This window comes from Methylobacterium terrae (assembly GCF_003173755.1).
GTDB lineage: Bacteria > Pseudomonadota > Alphaproteobacteria > Rhizobiales > Beijerinckiaceae > Methylobacterium > Methylobacterium terrae.
Genome location: NZ_CP029553.1, coordinates 2,125,489 through 2,139,723, shown reverse-complemented (window position 1 = coordinate 2,139,723; position 14,235 = coordinate 2,125,489). Strand labels below are relative to the sequence as shown.

At 69.6% G+C, this 14,235-nt stretch carries 13 protein-coding genes; 6 read left to right on the top strand and 7 right to left on the bottom strand.

Going from position 1 to position 14,235, the window contains the following annotated elements:
* Positions 1-61 precede the first annotated feature (61 nt).
* Positions 62-1,417 (bottom strand): NAD(P)H-dependent oxidoreductase, encoded by a 1,356-nt coding sequence (locus tag DK419_RS09555; protein ID WP_109958874.1) that lies wholly within the window; start codon positions 1,415-1,417, stop codon positions 62-64.
* A gap of 116 nt (positions 1,418-1,533) precedes the next feature.
* On the opposite strand from DK419_RS09555, the gene DK419_RS09550 reads away from it, so the two are divergent.
* Both DK419_RS09550 and DK419_RS09545 read left to right on the top strand, forming a co-directional pair.
* The gene (locus DK419_RS09550) at positions 1,534-1,974 is read left to right on the top strand and encodes a bleomycin resistance protein (RefSeq protein ID WP_109958873.1); all 441 of its coding nucleotides are present in this window, start codon (positions 1,534-1,536) and stop codon (positions 1,972-1,974) included.
* Between the two features lie 22 nt (positions 1,975-1,996).
* A complete protein-coding gene (locus DK419_RS09545; protein ID WP_109958872.1) occupies positions 1,997-2,437 on the top strand; it encodes a bleomycin resistance protein in 441 nt (146 codons plus the stop codon).
* A 138-nt stretch (positions 2,438-2,575) separates the two neighbouring features.
* Here DK419_RS09545 and DK419_RS09540 read toward each other — a convergent pair whose 3' ends face one another.
* From DK419_RS09540 to DK419_RS09530, 3 genes are all read right to left on the bottom strand, one after another.
* Positions 2,576-4,507 carry a potassium transporter Kup gene (locus DK419_RS09540; protein ID WP_425352644.1) on the bottom strand — a complete coding sequence of 644 codons (1,932 nt, stop codon included), beginning with the start codon at positions 4,505-4,507 and terminating at the stop codon, positions 2,576-2,578.
* A 167-nt stretch (positions 4,508-4,674) separates the two neighbouring features.
* On the bottom strand, positions 4,675-5,340 hold the full coding sequence (locus DK419_RS09535) for a nucleotidyl transferase AbiEii/AbiGii toxin family protein (RefSeq protein ID WP_109958871.1): 666 nt from the start codon (positions 5,338-5,340) through the stop codon (positions 4,675-4,677).
* Between the two features lie 10 nt (positions 5,341-5,350).
* Positions 5,351-5,614, bottom strand: coding sequence for a hypothetical protein (locus tag DK419_RS09530; protein ID WP_109958870.1), 264 nt, complete (start codon positions 5,612-5,614; stop codon positions 5,351-5,353).
* A gap of 182 nt (positions 5,615-5,796) precedes the next feature.
* On the opposite strand from DK419_RS09530, the gene DK419_RS09525 reads away from it, so the two are divergent.
* Together DK419_RS09525 and DK419_RS09520 are read left to right on the top strand one after the other, a co-directional pair.
* Positions 5,797-6,858, top strand: coding sequence for an SDR family oxidoreductase (locus DK419_RS09525; RefSeq protein WP_109958869.1), 1,062 nt, complete (start codon positions 5,797-5,799; stop codon positions 6,856-6,858).
* A 133-nt stretch (positions 6,859-6,991) separates the two neighbouring features.
* On the top strand, positions 6,992-9,373 hold the full coding sequence (locus DK419_RS09520; RefSeq protein ID WP_162561183.1) for a methyl-accepting chemotaxis protein: 2,382 nt from the start codon (positions 6,992-6,994) through the stop codon (positions 9,371-9,373).
* Between the two features lie 133 nt (positions 9,374-9,506).
* On the opposite strand, the gene DK419_RS09515 is transcribed toward DK419_RS09520, so the two are convergent.
* The gene (locus DK419_RS09515) at positions 9,507-10,286 is read right to left on the bottom strand and encodes a 2-keto-4-pentenoate hydratase (protein ID WP_109958867.1); all 780 of its coding nucleotides are present in this window, start codon (positions 10,284-10,286) and stop codon (positions 9,507-9,509) included.
* Positions 10,283-11,101 (bottom strand): SDR family NAD(P)-dependent oxidoreductase, encoded by an 819-nt coding sequence (locus DK419_RS09510; RefSeq protein ID WP_109958866.1) that lies wholly within the window; start codon positions 11,099-11,101, stop codon positions 10,283-10,285. Before DK419_RS09510 ends, DK419_RS09515 begins: the two co-directional genes overlap by 4 nt.
* Before the next feature lie 138 nt (positions 11,102-11,239).
* Here DK419_RS09510 and DK419_RS09505 point away from each other — a divergent pair, with 138 nt between their 5' ends.
* On the top strand, positions 11,240-11,911 hold the full coding sequence (locus tag DK419_RS09505) for an RraA family protein (RefSeq protein ID WP_109958865.1): 672 nt from the start codon (positions 11,240-11,242) through the stop codon (positions 11,909-11,911).
* 98 nt (positions 11,912-12,009) lie between these two features.
* Here the strand turns inward: DK419_RS09505 and DK419_RS09500 are convergent, their stop codons facing one another.
* Positions 12,010-12,636: a flavin reductase family protein gene (locus DK419_RS09500; protein ID WP_109958864.1), complete on the bottom strand. Its 627-nt coding sequence runs from the start codon at positions 12,634-12,636 to the stop codon at positions 12,010-12,012.
* A 378-nt stretch (positions 12,637-13,014) separates the two neighbouring features.
* Between DK419_RS09500 and DK419_RS09495 the strand changes: the two genes are divergently transcribed.
* A complete protein-coding gene (locus tag DK419_RS09495) occupies positions 13,015-14,043 on the top strand; it encodes a BAR domain-containing protein (RefSeq protein ID WP_162561182.1) in 1,029 nt (342 codons plus the stop codon).
* Positions 14,044-14,235 lie beyond the last annotated feature (192 nt).

The window sequence follows — 14,235 nt, the reverse complement described above, 5'->3', positions numbered from 1 at the left end:
GTCCAAGACCGTTCGGGAACGAAGCCATTCCCGGGAGGAATGACGCCGGGGCGCGACCGGCTCAGGCCTTGCCTGCCTCGCCCCGGAACACCTCCTCCATCTCCCGTCGGAACCGGATCGCCGGGTCGTCGGCCGCGAACGACACGTCGTCCCACGACACCGGCTCCCCGGCGGCGACGGGCCGGGTGAGGGTGAGGCCGTGGGCGAGCCCGATCGGCAGGCCGCCCGCTTGAAGCGAGTCGCGCGCCGGCATCAGCCGGCCGTAGACGGTGTAGCCGCCCTCCCCGTCGAGGCGCTCGCCGGCCTCAAGGTCGCGCTTGGCCGTCGCCACCACGTCGCCGGAGAAGCCCCGCGTCGTGCCGGTGGGTTCGCCCCGGACCGCGATGCTCGCGACGGAGAGCCCGAGCTCGAGCCCGATCAGGTGATAGGGCTTGTACATCGCGCTGTACCGGCCGCTCGGGTCGGTCTTCAGGCCGTATTCCGAGAAGCACTTGCGGACGTAGTCGGAGGGCGCCTCGAAGGTGGCGTAGACGCCCCAGCGCAGGTCGCGGAAGACCGGGCGGCCGTCGCGCTCGAGCGACGACACCACCTCGACCGTGCCGTCCACCGGCAGGATGCCGCCGGCGGATCGGGGCTTCAGCAGGGTCGGCAGGTCGTCGACGCCGCACGCCGGGAAGGCGAGGCCGGCGGGCGGCGGGGTCAGGTCGCAGGCATTGGCGACGGCCGCCATCTCCAGCGCCGACTTGGTGCCGTCGAGGAAGGAGTTGAACATCTGCGGGTTGAAGTCGCCGCCGGCCACCTGCGCCTCGGTGAAGCCGTAATGGCCCCAGACCGTGTCGGGGGTCGAGGCGTGGTAGACCGGCAGGTACTTCGTGCCCTTGCCGGCGCAGACCACCCGGAAGCCGGCCGTGCGGGCCCAGTCGACGATCTCGGCGATGAGCGCCGGCTGGTCGCCGTAGGCGAAGGAATAGACGATCCCGGCCTCCGCCGCCTTGCGGGCGATGAGGGGGCCTGCCAGCGCATCGGCCTCGACGTTGACCATCACGATGTGGCGCCGGTGGCGGCAGCAGGCGAGCGCGTGGCGGATGCCGGCGCCCGGGTGCCCCGTCGCCTCGACGATCACCTCGATCCCGTCCGCGGCGATCAGCCCGTCCGCATCGTCGGTGAGGAAGGTCGTGCCCTGGCGCATCGCCTCCGCGACGCTCCCGGCCTCGTAGCGCTCCGCCGGCCAGCCGACCCGGGCGAGCGCGGCGCGCGCCCGCTGCGGGTCGAGATCGGCGATACCGACGACGTGCAGCCCCGGCGTGCGCGGCGCCTGCGACAGGAACATCGAGCCGAACTTGCCGGCCCCGATCACCCCGATCCGCACCGGATTGCCGGCCTCGGCCCGCGCCGCGAGCTTGTGGTACAGGCTCATCTTCCCTCCCCGTATCGATCGTTCGGCGCTCGTCCGGGCGCCGTTGCGTGAACCGTCGGGGATCGGCAGCATCAGGTCAACCGGCCCGGACGGCCGGGCAGGGATGGGGTCGAGGCATGACGTTCACGTTCGCGCGGCTGACCCCGGAACTCCTGATCACCGACTTGCGGGCAAGCCTGCACTTCTGGGTCGACCTGATCGGCTTCCGGATCGCCTACGACCGGCCGGAGGACGGCTTCGCCTATCTCGACCTCGACGGGGCGCAGGTGATGCTGGAGACCCGCAACCCCGCCTCGCGGCAATGGCTCACCGGCCCGCTCGAGGCGCCGCCGGGGCGCGGCATCAACTTCGAGATCGGGGTCCCGGCGGTGGAGCCGGTCCTGGGCCGGCTGGAGGCGGCGGGCTGGCCCCTCTTCATGGCGGTCGAGGACAAGTGGTACCGGGCCGGCGACGTCGAGGTGGGGCAGCGCCAGTTCCTGGTGCAGGATCCGGACGGCTACCTGCTGCGGCCTGCCGCGAGCCTGGGGCGACGGCCGGCGGGTCCGGGAATGACGTGAGACCGAACCCTGCGGGGCTGCCATGACGAACTCACTGACGCGCGCGAAACTGGTCCCCGAACTCGTGGTCGCCGATCTCGCCGCGAGCCTGCATTTCTGGGTCGGCCTGATCGGCTTCCGGATCGCCTACGACCGGCCGGAGACCCGATTCGCCTATCTCGACCTCGACGGGGCGCAGGTGATGCTGGACCAGTACGATCCCGCGGCCTCGCGCTGGCTGACCGGCCCGATGGACCGGCCTCTCGGTCGCGGCATCAACCTCCAGATCGAGGTTCCGGCGGTGGAGCCGGTGCTGGCGCGGCTGGACCAGGCCGGCTGGCCGCTCGTCATGGCCGTCGAGGATGCGTGGTACCGGACCGGCACCATCGAGGTCGGGCAGCGCCAGTTCCTGGTGCAGGATCCGGACGGCTACCTCGTGCGCCTCGGGGCGAAGCTGGGGGAGCGGCCGCTGGGCGCAGGGTAGACGAACCGGGCTTCGCCCGAAGCACGGAAACAGGGGGCGATCGTCCCCCCCCTCGTCGTCCTGGGGCTTCGCCGGAGGCGGGAACCCGGGACGACATGGTGGATCGGGAACATCGGGCCCGTGAGGAGAGGAGACCCCTCAGATCTCGATCTCCGTCCCCACCTCCACCACCTGCCGGGTCGGCACGCAGAAGAAGGCGCCGGTGCGCTCGCCGTTGCGCATCATGAAGGCGAACAGGGTCTCGCGCCACGCCGCCATGCCGCGGTGGTTGCGCTTCGGGATGACCGTCTCGTGGCCGACGAAGACCGTGACGTCCTCGACGAAGTCGGCCGGCAACCCGCGATGCGCCACCGCGCAGGCGAGCCCCTCCGGAATCGAGGCCTCCTCCATGAAGCCGTAGCGGAGCGTCACCCGGTACAGGTCGGGGGCGATCCGGGTCACCTCGGCCCGCTCGGCTTCCGGCACCACCGGCAGTTCCTCGTAGAGGGCGGTGACGATGGTGCAGCGGGACGGCAGCGCGTGGCTGCGCTCCACGAGCCGGCTCATGTGGAGCGGGATGCCCTTGGTGGCCGCCGACAGGAAGGCCCCCGCCCCCGGCAGCCGGATCGGCGGGTCGTCGCGTAAACGCGCCAGGAAGTCCGCCTCGTCCTGGCGGGCGCCGACCCGGTGGGCCTCGATCAGCCGCGTGCCCTGGAGCCAGGTCAGCATCGTCACGGCGACGATCGCGGTGAGCACCAGGGGATACCAGCCGCCCTCGAACACCTTCACGCTGTTGGCCGCCAGGAACACGAGGTCGATCGTCAGGAACAGCCCGTTGACCAGGAGGACGAGGAGGAGGTTGTAGCCCCAGCGCCGGGCGATCAGGGCGGCGAGCAGGGTCGTGATCGCCATGAGCAGCGAGACCGCGATGCCGTAGGCGCCGGCGAGCGCGTCCGACGACTCGAAGATCAGGACGGCGCTCAGGGTCGCGGCGGCGAGCAGCCAGTTGACGATCGGCACGTAGATCTGGCCGCGCTCGTCCTTCGCCGTGTGGATGATCCGGATATAGGGCAGGAAGCCGAGCTGGACCGCCTGCTGGGTGAGCGAGAACACCCCCGAGATGATCGCCTGCGAGGCGATGACGGTGGCGAGCGTGGCGAGCCCGATCAGCGGGTAATGCGCCCAGTCGGGGCTCAGGCGGTAGAACGGGTTCTCGATCGCGTCGGGCTCGGCGAGGAGCACGGCTCCCTGTCCGAAATAGTTGATGACGAGGGCCGGCAGCACCAGGCCGAACCAGGCGAGCCGGATCGGCCGGGCGCCGAAATGGCCGAGATCGGCGTACATCGCCTCGCCGCCGGTGACGGCCAGGAAGGCGGCGCCCAGCATCGCGAAGCTGACGCCCCAGCCCGCATGGGTGAGGAAGTCGATCGCCCTGAGCGGGTTGAGCGCCGTCAGGATCTGCGGCGATTGCAGGATGCCGCCCAGGCCCAGCAGGGCCAGGATCACGAACCACACCAGCATCACCGGCCCGAAGATCCGCCCGATGAAGGCCGCGCCCTTGCTCTGGATCAGGAACAGCCCGACGAGGATCACCAGCGTGATCGGGACGACCGCGCGGGCGAGGCCGGGCGCCTCGACCTTCAGGCCCTCGACGGCGCTGAGCACCGAGATCGCCGGCGTGATCGCCCCGTCGCCGTAGAGGAGGGCGGCGCCGATCAGCCCGACGACGAGGAGGAGGCCGGCCCAGCTCCGCGGCTCGGCGTGGCGGGCGCCGAGCAGCGCCAGCATCGCCACGATGCCGCCCTCGCCGTGATTGTCGGCCCGCAGGATCAGCACCGCGTACTTGAGCGACACCACGACGATGAGCGCCCACAGGATCAGCGACACGGCGCCGATCACCGCGGCGGGCTCGGCCTGGCCATGCCCGGCGGCGCGCACCGCCTCCTTGAAGGCGTAGAGCGGGCTGGTGCCGATATCGCCGTAGACGACCCCGAGGGCGCCGAGCAGCAGGGCGGGCTTCAGGCGCCGCGGCGGCTCCGGCGCCGGTGTCGTCGACGAGGTTTCCTCTTCCGTGCCGATGAGCTGGCCCACGGGTCGCCTCCGCCGGCACGCCCGGGCGCCCGGGCCCCGCTGCCGCAAGCAGGAACGCGGATCCGGGCCTCGGGCTCCGCCGCGCCGGCGGCCTAGGCGAAGAAGCTATGCCGCTTCGTCGGGGCGAAGTCCGTTTGCAATGCGGAGCCGGGAGGCGAGCAGCGGAATCATAAGCCGAGAGCGACACGAAGAACGGCCCGGGTGGTCGATTGGGCAATGGCCGGCAAATGTCGATTGTGTCCCCTGAGCATCAGTTTCTCCATGAGATCGGATGCGAATACCGGGTCCATCGCGTCGACGGCGGCCAGAGCCTGGGCACAACGGTCCACCCCGCAGGCCTTCAAGATGTCGGCCAGATCATCGACACCGCCGTGATCGACGACGGCCGCAAGGTCGAACATGTCGCGAGGCTGGAGCCGGGCGCCCCTGTAAAAAATCTTCTTGGCAATGATCTCGGCCGGCTTTTCGAGGTGCACGAGCCGACCGGAAATCTCACGCTGCCGCGCCGGAATGTCGGTGACGGGTCCGCAGCAGATGAAGTCGATCTCTCCGATGCCGTCGAAAATCAGCTTGGCAACACGCGTGCCGTCGCTCTCGTAGCCGTCGGGTTGCCGGCTCAATCGATGGCCCTGGGTCGCCGGATTGAGGAAGGGCAGCAGTTGCGGATCGTCCAGGAAGAGATCGATGTCGTGGCTCTCGCGATGGTCGATCGGCAGCATCAGGGCCGTCCCGCCTCCGAAGGTCCAATCGAAGTCGTATGTCGCCGACTTGGCCTGCTCGATGATGTCGAGTGCCCGATCGAACAACCAGGACCATTGGCTGGCTCGCGCCACGGATACGATCTCAGCCGGCGAGCGGGAGCGGATACCCGGCCTTGGACGCGAATTGGGCAGCGATCGCCTGCACTTTGCTTCGATCGACGCTCATGGCATCGATGAACTCGTGCTGGAGATCCTCCCGCACCTCCGAGAAGAAAGCGAAGACCGAGGCATCGTTCGCGATGACGCTGGCCGGATCGGCGATCCTGTCGGCGAGTTGCCGTACGGTGAGGTTCGCTCCGTAAGGAGCATTCACCGTCGACAGCACTCTCATGGCGACATCGGTCATGATCGCCTCTCGACTCACAGAGTTCCGAACGTCTCTCGACATAAGCGCCTTCGACGACCCGAACAAGAACGGGCGCGCTGCACGGCGAAACGAGCGGCGACCGCCACGCAGCATCGCCCGTGGGACCCTCCCACCCCCCGGGCGTTGTCCCGCCACCTAGGAGCGAACAGAGGACCCGGGACATGACGGAAACCGTTCTGATCGTCGGCGCGAGCGGCATCGTCGGCAGCGCCGCGGCTTCGGTGATGAACGAGGCCGGCTGGCGGGTGCTGGGGCTCGCCCGCAACCCGCCGGCGCAAGACGGGGTCGAGCCCGTGGCCGCCGACCTGCAGGATCCGGAGGGTCTCGAGGCCGCGCTGGCGCCGCACCGGCCGACCCGGGTGGTGCTCTCGACCTGGATGCGCCGGCCGACCGAGGCCGAGATGATCCGGGTCAACGGCGCGATGGTGCGCAACCTGCTCGACGCCCTGCGGCCGGGCGGCAGCGTGCGCCACGTCGCCCTGGTGACGGGCCTGAAGCACTATCTCGGCCCGTTCGAGGCCTACGGGAAGGGCACGGTGCCCCAGACGCCGTTCCGCGAGGAGCAGGGACGGCTGCCGGTCGAGAACTTCTACTACGCCCAGGAGGACGAGGTCTTCGCCGCGGCCAAGCGCGACGGGTTCTCGTGGAGCGTGCATCGCCCGCACACGATCATCGGCAAGGCGGTCGGCAACGCGATGAACATGGGCACCACGCTCGCGGTCTACGCCACGCTCTGCCGCGAGACCGGCCGCCCGTTCCGCTTCCCGGGTTCCGCCATGCAGTGGAACGGGCTCACCGACATGACCGACGCGCGGCTGCTCGCCCGCCACCTGCTCTGGGCCTCGACGGCGCCGCAAGGAGCCAACCAGGACTTCAACGTGGTGAACGGCGACGTCTTCCGCTGGAGCTGGATGTGGGGCCGCCTCGCGTCCTGGTTCGGGATCGAGCCGGCGCCCTTCGACGGCACGATCAGGCCCCTGGAGGAGCAGATGGCCGGGGACGCCCCGCTCTGGGCCGAGATCGCGAAGCGGCACGGCCTCGCCGAGCCGGACCTCGACCGCCTCGCCTCGCCCTGGCACACCGACGCCGATCTCGGCCGGCCGATCGAGGTCGTCACCGACATGGGCAAGAGCCGCCGCCTCGGCTTCCTCGACTACCAGCCCACCGACGACGCCTTCCTCGACCTGTTCGCGCGCCTGCGCGCCGACCGGCTGATCCCCTGACGACCCGGCGCCCGGCCGCTCGCCGGGCGCTCACAAGCAGAACATGCCACCTCAACCCCGGGTTGCGGCAATATAGTAGGAATTGCTTCAGACCTCACCGTTATCCTGCTTCATGGTGAGGAGATACGAGAGAATGTCCATCAGGGCGCGCGTATTCGGGGGGTTCGGTCTCATCCTCCTGCTGACGGTCGCGGTTGCAGCGATCGGGTGGCACAGCCTGACGGGCTTCGCCCGGCGGGTCGATACGGCCAACGCGGCGCAGATGCTGGCGGGCGAGATCGGCGATCTCGCGCTCGCCACCGACCGCGCCCTCAAGAGCGACGATGCGGGCCGGGACGACGCCCTGCGGGCGGCGATCGGGCGGGTGCGCGCCAGCGCCGGGACCTTCTCGGGCCGCCTCAGCGACGATCCGAAGGCGGCGGCCTCCGCGGCCGGCATCGCCGGGGCGCTGGACGGGTTCGAGGCGGCGGTGCAGGCCTTCGGGACCCAGAAGGCGACGACGCGCCTGCTCCAGGACCGCCACGCCGCCCTCATCGCCGAATTGCAGAGCACCGTGACCGGCATCGGCACGGCGCAGGAGCGGCAGCTCGCCGAGGCCGGCAAGGCCCTCGAGAAGGCGCTGGCCGACCAGAAGTCGGCCACCAACACGGCCGTGGTCGTGGCCTTCGCGATCCGCTCGGCGCTGGAGATGCAGGTGCTGCAGGTCGGCTTCCTGGCCGGCGACGGCGACGACGGCAAGCTGGAGATCCAGTCGAAGGTGAATTCCGTCGCCGTGCTGCTGCGCCGCCTCGGCGCCATGACCACGGTCGAGACCGTCGAGCCCGCGCTGAACGCCCTCGACGAGTACCGCGCCAAGCTCGACGAGCCGTTCGGGGCGGGCGGCAGGACGGAGCGCGGGGAGGAACTCGCGCCGCTGTTCGGCAGCCTGATCGTCGGCCTGCGCCAGGTCGAGCAGGCGCAGAACAACGCCCAGACCGCCGCCCAGGTGGTGCTGCGCCAGCAGCAGGACAAGGTCGCCTCGGGCACGAGCCTGCTCATCGCCAGCGGCAAGGCGACCTCCGCCGCCAAGGAGGCCGAGAGGCAGGAGCAGCGCCTGATCCTGGCCCGCGACGCCGACGCCGCCCAGGCCGTCGACGCCGCCGCCAACACGCTGATCGACCAGGCCGAGACGATCCTCTACGGCGACATCGACGCGGCGTCCCAGACCGTGCTGCGCGACCTGAACAACAAGGTGCGCGGGTTCAAGGACAGCATCCCGGAGATCGTCAAGGCCAACGAGGCGCAGGCCACGATCTTCGCCGACCTCGACCGCCGCTCGGCCGAGCTGCTCGCGGCGGCGCAGGGGATCGGCGCCGCCGAGCTGACCCAGCTCGCCGCCGAGCGCGACCGGGCCCTGTGGCTGCTCGCCGGCGGCGTGGGCCTCGCCTGCGCCATCGGCGGCGCCCTCGCCCTCCTCATCGGGCGCGGCATCACACGGCCGATCGACCAGCTGTCGGGCGCCATGCGGTCGCTCGCCGGCGGCGACCTCGCCACCGAGGTCCCGGCGCAAGGACGCCGCGACGAGATCGGCGCCATGGCGGGCACCGTGCGGGTGTTCCGCGAGGCGCTGCTCGCCAAGGACGCGGCCGACCGGGCGAGCGCCGCGGAGACCGCCGCCAAGGCCGAGCGGGCCGCGCGCCTCGAGGCGGTGACCCGCACCTTCGAGGCCAACGTGGTGGCGATGACCGCGACTCTGGCCGAGGCCGCGACCGGCATGGAGGCGACCGCCCGCACCATGACGCAGGCCGCCGAGACCACCAACGGCCGCTCGACCGAGGTGGCGGGCGCCGCCGAGCAGACGCTCGCCAACGTCCAGATGGTGGCGGCGGCGAGCGAGGAGCTCTCGGTCTCGATCGGCGGCATCGCCGCCCAGGTGGCCCAATCGTCGGACATCGCCCGCGACGCGGTCGACCAGGCGCGCCGGACCGACGAGACGGTGCAGCGGCTGGTGAAGTCCGCCGACCAGATCGGCGACATCGTGAACCTGATCTCGTCGATCGCCGGGCAGACCAACCTCTTGGCCTTGAACGCCACGATCGAGGCGGCGCGGGCCGGCGAGGCGGGCCGCGGCTTCGCGGTGGTGGCCGCCGAGGTCAAGGAGCTGGCGAGCCAGACGAGCCGCGCCACCGCCGAGATCGCCCAGCAGATCGGCCACATCCAGGAGACCACCGGCGGCGTCGTGCAGGCGATCCGGGAGATCTCCGGGGTGATCGAGCGGATGTCCGAGATCGCCGTGGGCGTCGCCGGCGCCGTCGACCAGCAGGGCTCGGCGACCCAGGAGATCGCCCGCAACGTCCAGCACGCGGCGCAGGGCACGCAGGCCGTGACGACCGGCATCGTCGCGGTGCAGCGCGAGGCCGGCAGCACGGGCGCCGCCGCGGCGGACGTGCTCGGCGCCGCCGACCGGCTCGGGCGCTATGCCGGCGAGCTGGAGCGCGAGGTGGCGGTGTTCCTGGAGGGGGTGAAGGCGGCCTGACGCCGGCCTCAAGCACCGACATGGAAGAAGGGGAATGCGACCAGCGTCGCATTCCCCTCCTGCTTATAAAAACAGATGACCCGCGGCGGTTCAGGCACCTCACTACGCGTGAGGCGGAAAACAGATGGTTCGGCTACGCCCCGACCCGCACCGTCAGCTCACCCAATCCCTCCAGTTCCGCCCGCACCACGTCCCCCGGCTCGACCGGCAGCGGCACCGTGGTGGTGCCGGTGGTGACGACCTCGCCGGCCCGCAGGGTGATCCCCTGCCCCGAGAGCGCGTTGGCGAGCCAGGTCAGCGCGAGGCGGGGATCGTCGAGGGCGTTGCCGCCGCGGCCCTGGTGGGGCTCGCGCCCTTCCGCGGCGATCCGGGTCGGCATGGCGGCGAGATCGACGGCGCGCCAGCCCTCCGGCGCCGGGGCCCCGAGGACGAAGAGGTGGGCGCAGGCATTGTCGGCGATGAGCGCCGCCTCCCCTGCCCTCTCGAAGGCGGCCAGCCGCGAATCCGGGAACTCGATCGCCGGGTGGGCCGCGTCCACCGCCGCCATCACCTCGTCGACGGCGTAGGGTTCCGGGCGGGGCGGCAGGTCGCGGCCGATCCGGAACGCCACCTCGGGCTCGGCCACCCGCATCTGGTTGCCGACCAGCGGGACTGGCTCGCCGGCGTCCAGCACCTGCTCGGCGAGAAGCCGCCCGGCGAGCGGCCCGTCGGCGCCGATATGGCGCTGGCCGGCGAGACTCGTGGCGGCGATCTTCCAGCCGTAGAGGGCGCGCGCGCTGCGCGGCTCCAGCAGCGCCTGGATCCGGTAGGCGGTCGCGCGGTCGGGCGGCGCCAGGTCCGGCGGCAGGGCGGCGAGCAGCCGGCCCTCGCGCCAGTGCCGCCAGAGGAGGTCGGAGGCGGCCTGGAGCGTCACGCGACCCTCCCGGTCAGGCCGCCATCGACGGGCAGCGCCACGCCGGTGATGTAGGCCGCCTCGTCGGAGGCGAGGAACAGGGCGGCGTTGGCGACGTCCCAGGCGGTGCCCATCCGGCCCATCGGGCAGGCGGCGTCGCGGGCCCGCACCATCTCGGCCGGATCCTGGTACTGGCCGGAGATCTGCTGGTGGATCAGCGGCGTGTTCATCAGCCCGGGCATGATCGCGTTCGCGCGGATCCCGTCACGCGCGTATTGCAGGGCGAGGCCGAGCGTGAAGTTGTTCACCGCGGCCTTGGCGGCGTAGTACGCGGCGTACGGATAGCCGGTGTAGCGGATCGCCGCCGCCGACGAGATGTTGACGATGCTGCCTGCGCGCCGCGCCAGCATGTGCGGCAGCACGTGCTTGCAGGTGAGGAAGCAGGTGGTGAGGTTGAGGTCGAGGGTGCGGTGCCAGTCGGCCTCGCTCAGCTCGACCGGACCGCCCATCTGCGCGTAGCCGACGTTGTTGTGCAGGACGTCGATGCGCCCCTGCGCCGCCATCACCTCGGCGACGAGGGCGGCGACCGCCCCCGAATCGGTGGCGTCGCAGGAGGCCGCCGTCGCGGCGCCGTCCTCGCGGCGGATGATCTCGGCGGTCTCCTCCGCCGCCTCGCGCCGCAGGTCGACGCAGACCACCCGGGCGCCGTGCCGCGCGAAGGTCACCGCCGCGGCCTTGCCGTTGCCCCAGCCCGGCCCCGCCGAGCCGGCGCCGAACAGCAGCGCCACCTTGCCCTCGAGCCGCCGCGAGCCCGGGGCGCTCCCGCCCTCCGCCATGTCGGTCCTCCCTGCGGCCCCGCCGGGCGATCCCCGGGGCCATTCTTGCCGTCGCGCCTGTCGGCGCGTTGCGGCGCAGCCTATAGAGTTCGGCGGCCGGCCGCAAAGCGAAGACGGCCCTTCGAGGAGAGAGACGCCATGCCGACCCGGATCGTCGCCGAGACCCCGCCCCGCCTGTCCGCCGACCTGATCAAGCGCTTTTCCGCCGTGCCGGTCGCGGTGGTGGTCGATCTCCTCGAGGGCCGCACCCAGGTCGATCCGGCGATCCGGCCGCTCCGGCGCATCGCCGGGGGGCCGTCGCTCCTCGGCAGCGCCGTGACGGCCTTGTGCGACCCGAAGGATTACGGCGCCGTGCACCACGCCATCGCGGTGGCCGAGGCCGGCGACGTGGTGGTGATCGACGGGGGCGGGCGCAGCGACGTCGCGATGATCGGCGACCTGCTCTCGACCGCCGCGCGCCGCAAGGGCATCGCCGGCCTTCTCGCCGATGCGGCCGTGCGCGACACCGGCATCCTCGGCGGCTGGGACGACTTCGCGGTGTTCACCCGCCACGTCACGGCGCGGGGCCCGGCCTCGAAGGACGGCGGCACCGTCAACGCGCCCGTCACGATCGGCGGCGCCTCGGTCCGTCCCGGCGACCTCATCCTCGGCGACGACGACGGCGTCGTGGTGATCCCGCGCGAGGCGGCGGAAGGCCTGATCGCCAAGGCCGAGGAGCGGGCCCAGGCCGAGATCGGCTGGGAGAAGCGGCTGTCGGCCGGCGAGACCACGCTGGCCGTCTTCGGGGTGCCGGACGCGATCAGGGGCTAGAGCACTTCACGATCGCGCTGCAATCGCGAAGCTCTCCAGGTCTTTAATTTTGCCGCATTTTCTGCGGCGAACCGGTATCCACTTCGTCGGAAAATGCTCTAGCGTCCCTTTCTGGCCTCCTCGACCGTGACCCGGGGCACCGCGAAGCGGTCCCCGGTGCGGGCGTAGAGGTCGCCGTAGAGCCGGCCCACCGGCAGGAAGGCGCCCTCGCGCAGGTGGCGCCCGTCCGGGGTGAAGAGGTCGGGCTTGGCCTGCAGCGACACCACCTGCCCGAGCACGATCCGGCGCTCGGGCGAGAGGTCGATCACCGTGTGGGTGCGGCAGCCGAGGCTCGCGGGCGCCCCGGCGATCCGGCCGGGCGCCACGCCGCTGCAGGGAAGCAGCGTCAGCCCCGCCGCCGCGATCTCGCTCTCGCCGTGCGGGAACTCGGCGGCGCAGACCGTCATCGCCGGCACGAGCGCCTCGTCGACGAGGTTGACCACGAACTCTCCCGTCTCGGCGATGTTGCGAGGCGTGTCCTTCAGGCTGCCGTCGGAGCGCAGGTTGAAGCTCAAGGCCACGATCGGCGGCTCCTCGGCGAGGACCTGGAAGAAGCTGATCGGCGCGGCGTTGTCGGTGCCGCTCGCGGACCGGGTGGTCACGAGGGCGATCGGCCGCGGGGTCACGAGGGCGGTGAGCAGGCGGTAGCGGTCGCCGGCGGGCAGGTCGTCGAAGCGGAGGTCCATCCGGCAGCTCCGTGCGGTGATGGGCAGGACGGGCGCCCGGCAGGGACGGTGGCGCGACCGGCCGGGCGGCGCGGCCCGCCTCGCTCCCTTCGATAGGCGATCGACGCCTCGTGACACAAGCGAGGTGCGAGCCGGACCACCGAAGAGATCGCTCAGCGCAATCTTCCCGCAAAGTCAGACAAAGATTATTTTGGTGCTATACATTCTTTCCAGATATAAAATGCTACAACAAGCATCAATATTCGGTATCTGAAGTTTATATTTCAATTCCTACCCGCGAACAGATTACGCGCAGCAGTTAAACGAAATCGTGTCCGCGGCATACGACAAGCTCGAGCAATCCATCATCGAAAATTCCCTTGATGCGGAATTTTTCGTGTGCCAATCCAGATCGCGATCCACGGCCGACAGATCAGAGATCTAACAATGTTAGAGGAATTTATAAACTACGCTCTGGTGAAAGTGCTTTTTTCCAGCTCGATATGTGGATGCTTCGGCGGACTCATCGGGCACTTCATCAATAACGAGAAATCGACGATTGCGGCCGCCCACAGGGACGGGCGCGACTGGTTCGTGTACCCGTCGATCGTCCAGAGCTCACTCATCGGGGCGGCCGGGTCGATCGCGTTCCTGTTCTTTATCACCGCCATCGGAGGGCTCAACAATTTCAATACGTTGAATGAGTATCTGCGATCGATCTCGGTCAGCGTGATCGCGGGGTTCGGCGCGCGCAGTCTGCTGCCGCGCATGGTGGGGAACCTCGAGAAGCAGCTCTCCGAGGTGGACACCCGCGTGTCCCAGGTCGGGGACAAGGTCGAAGAGGTCGATTCCATCGCCCAGGCCGCCGCCGAAGACGCCAGGAAGGCGATTCAGCAGGCCGAAAGCGCCAAATCCTCCGCGGAACATAACTACAAAACCATAAAGGAGGAATTCGATACCCTGACGCTCAATGCCCAGCTCATCGAGGCCTGCGCCGCCGGCACCGAACCTCAGATCTGGAAGGACCTACTCAATCGCGCACAGGAACTGGCGGCCAGCAACAAAGCTTCCAGCGCCATCTGGATCAACATCGCGAGGCTCCAGCGGCACAAGATAACGTTCGATGCGGCCATCTCCACACTCGACAATCTCTTGAATAAATATTTCGCAAATGAAATTTCGAGAGACAAGAATTTCTCGGCCGCCTACTATAACAGAGCTTGTTACTATGAGATGAAGTTCTTGTCGAGCAGCCAGAGCGCCGAGCGCCAGCAAGCCCTCGCGGACGTGAAATCGTGCCTGACTCATGCAAAAAATCCCGCATCCGAGATTGAGCAGATGCGGGACGACAAGGATTTGGCTGAACTCGTCAAGTCGGCCGAATTTGTTGCGCTCGCCGATTTGCAGGCCGCGACAAACCCTGGCTAAACTCCAATCTTGTCAAGATTCCGCACAAGACCCTCCTATAATCGTCGGCGACGACTCACCGTCATTGACGAATATGGGGATGCCGAAACCAATCGTCAAGCAGATAAACCCGACGATCTCCTGCCTCGTACCCGACAAAACGGCGCATCGGCAAATCATTAAAGCAAATTAACATGACGGCAACCAGAGGCT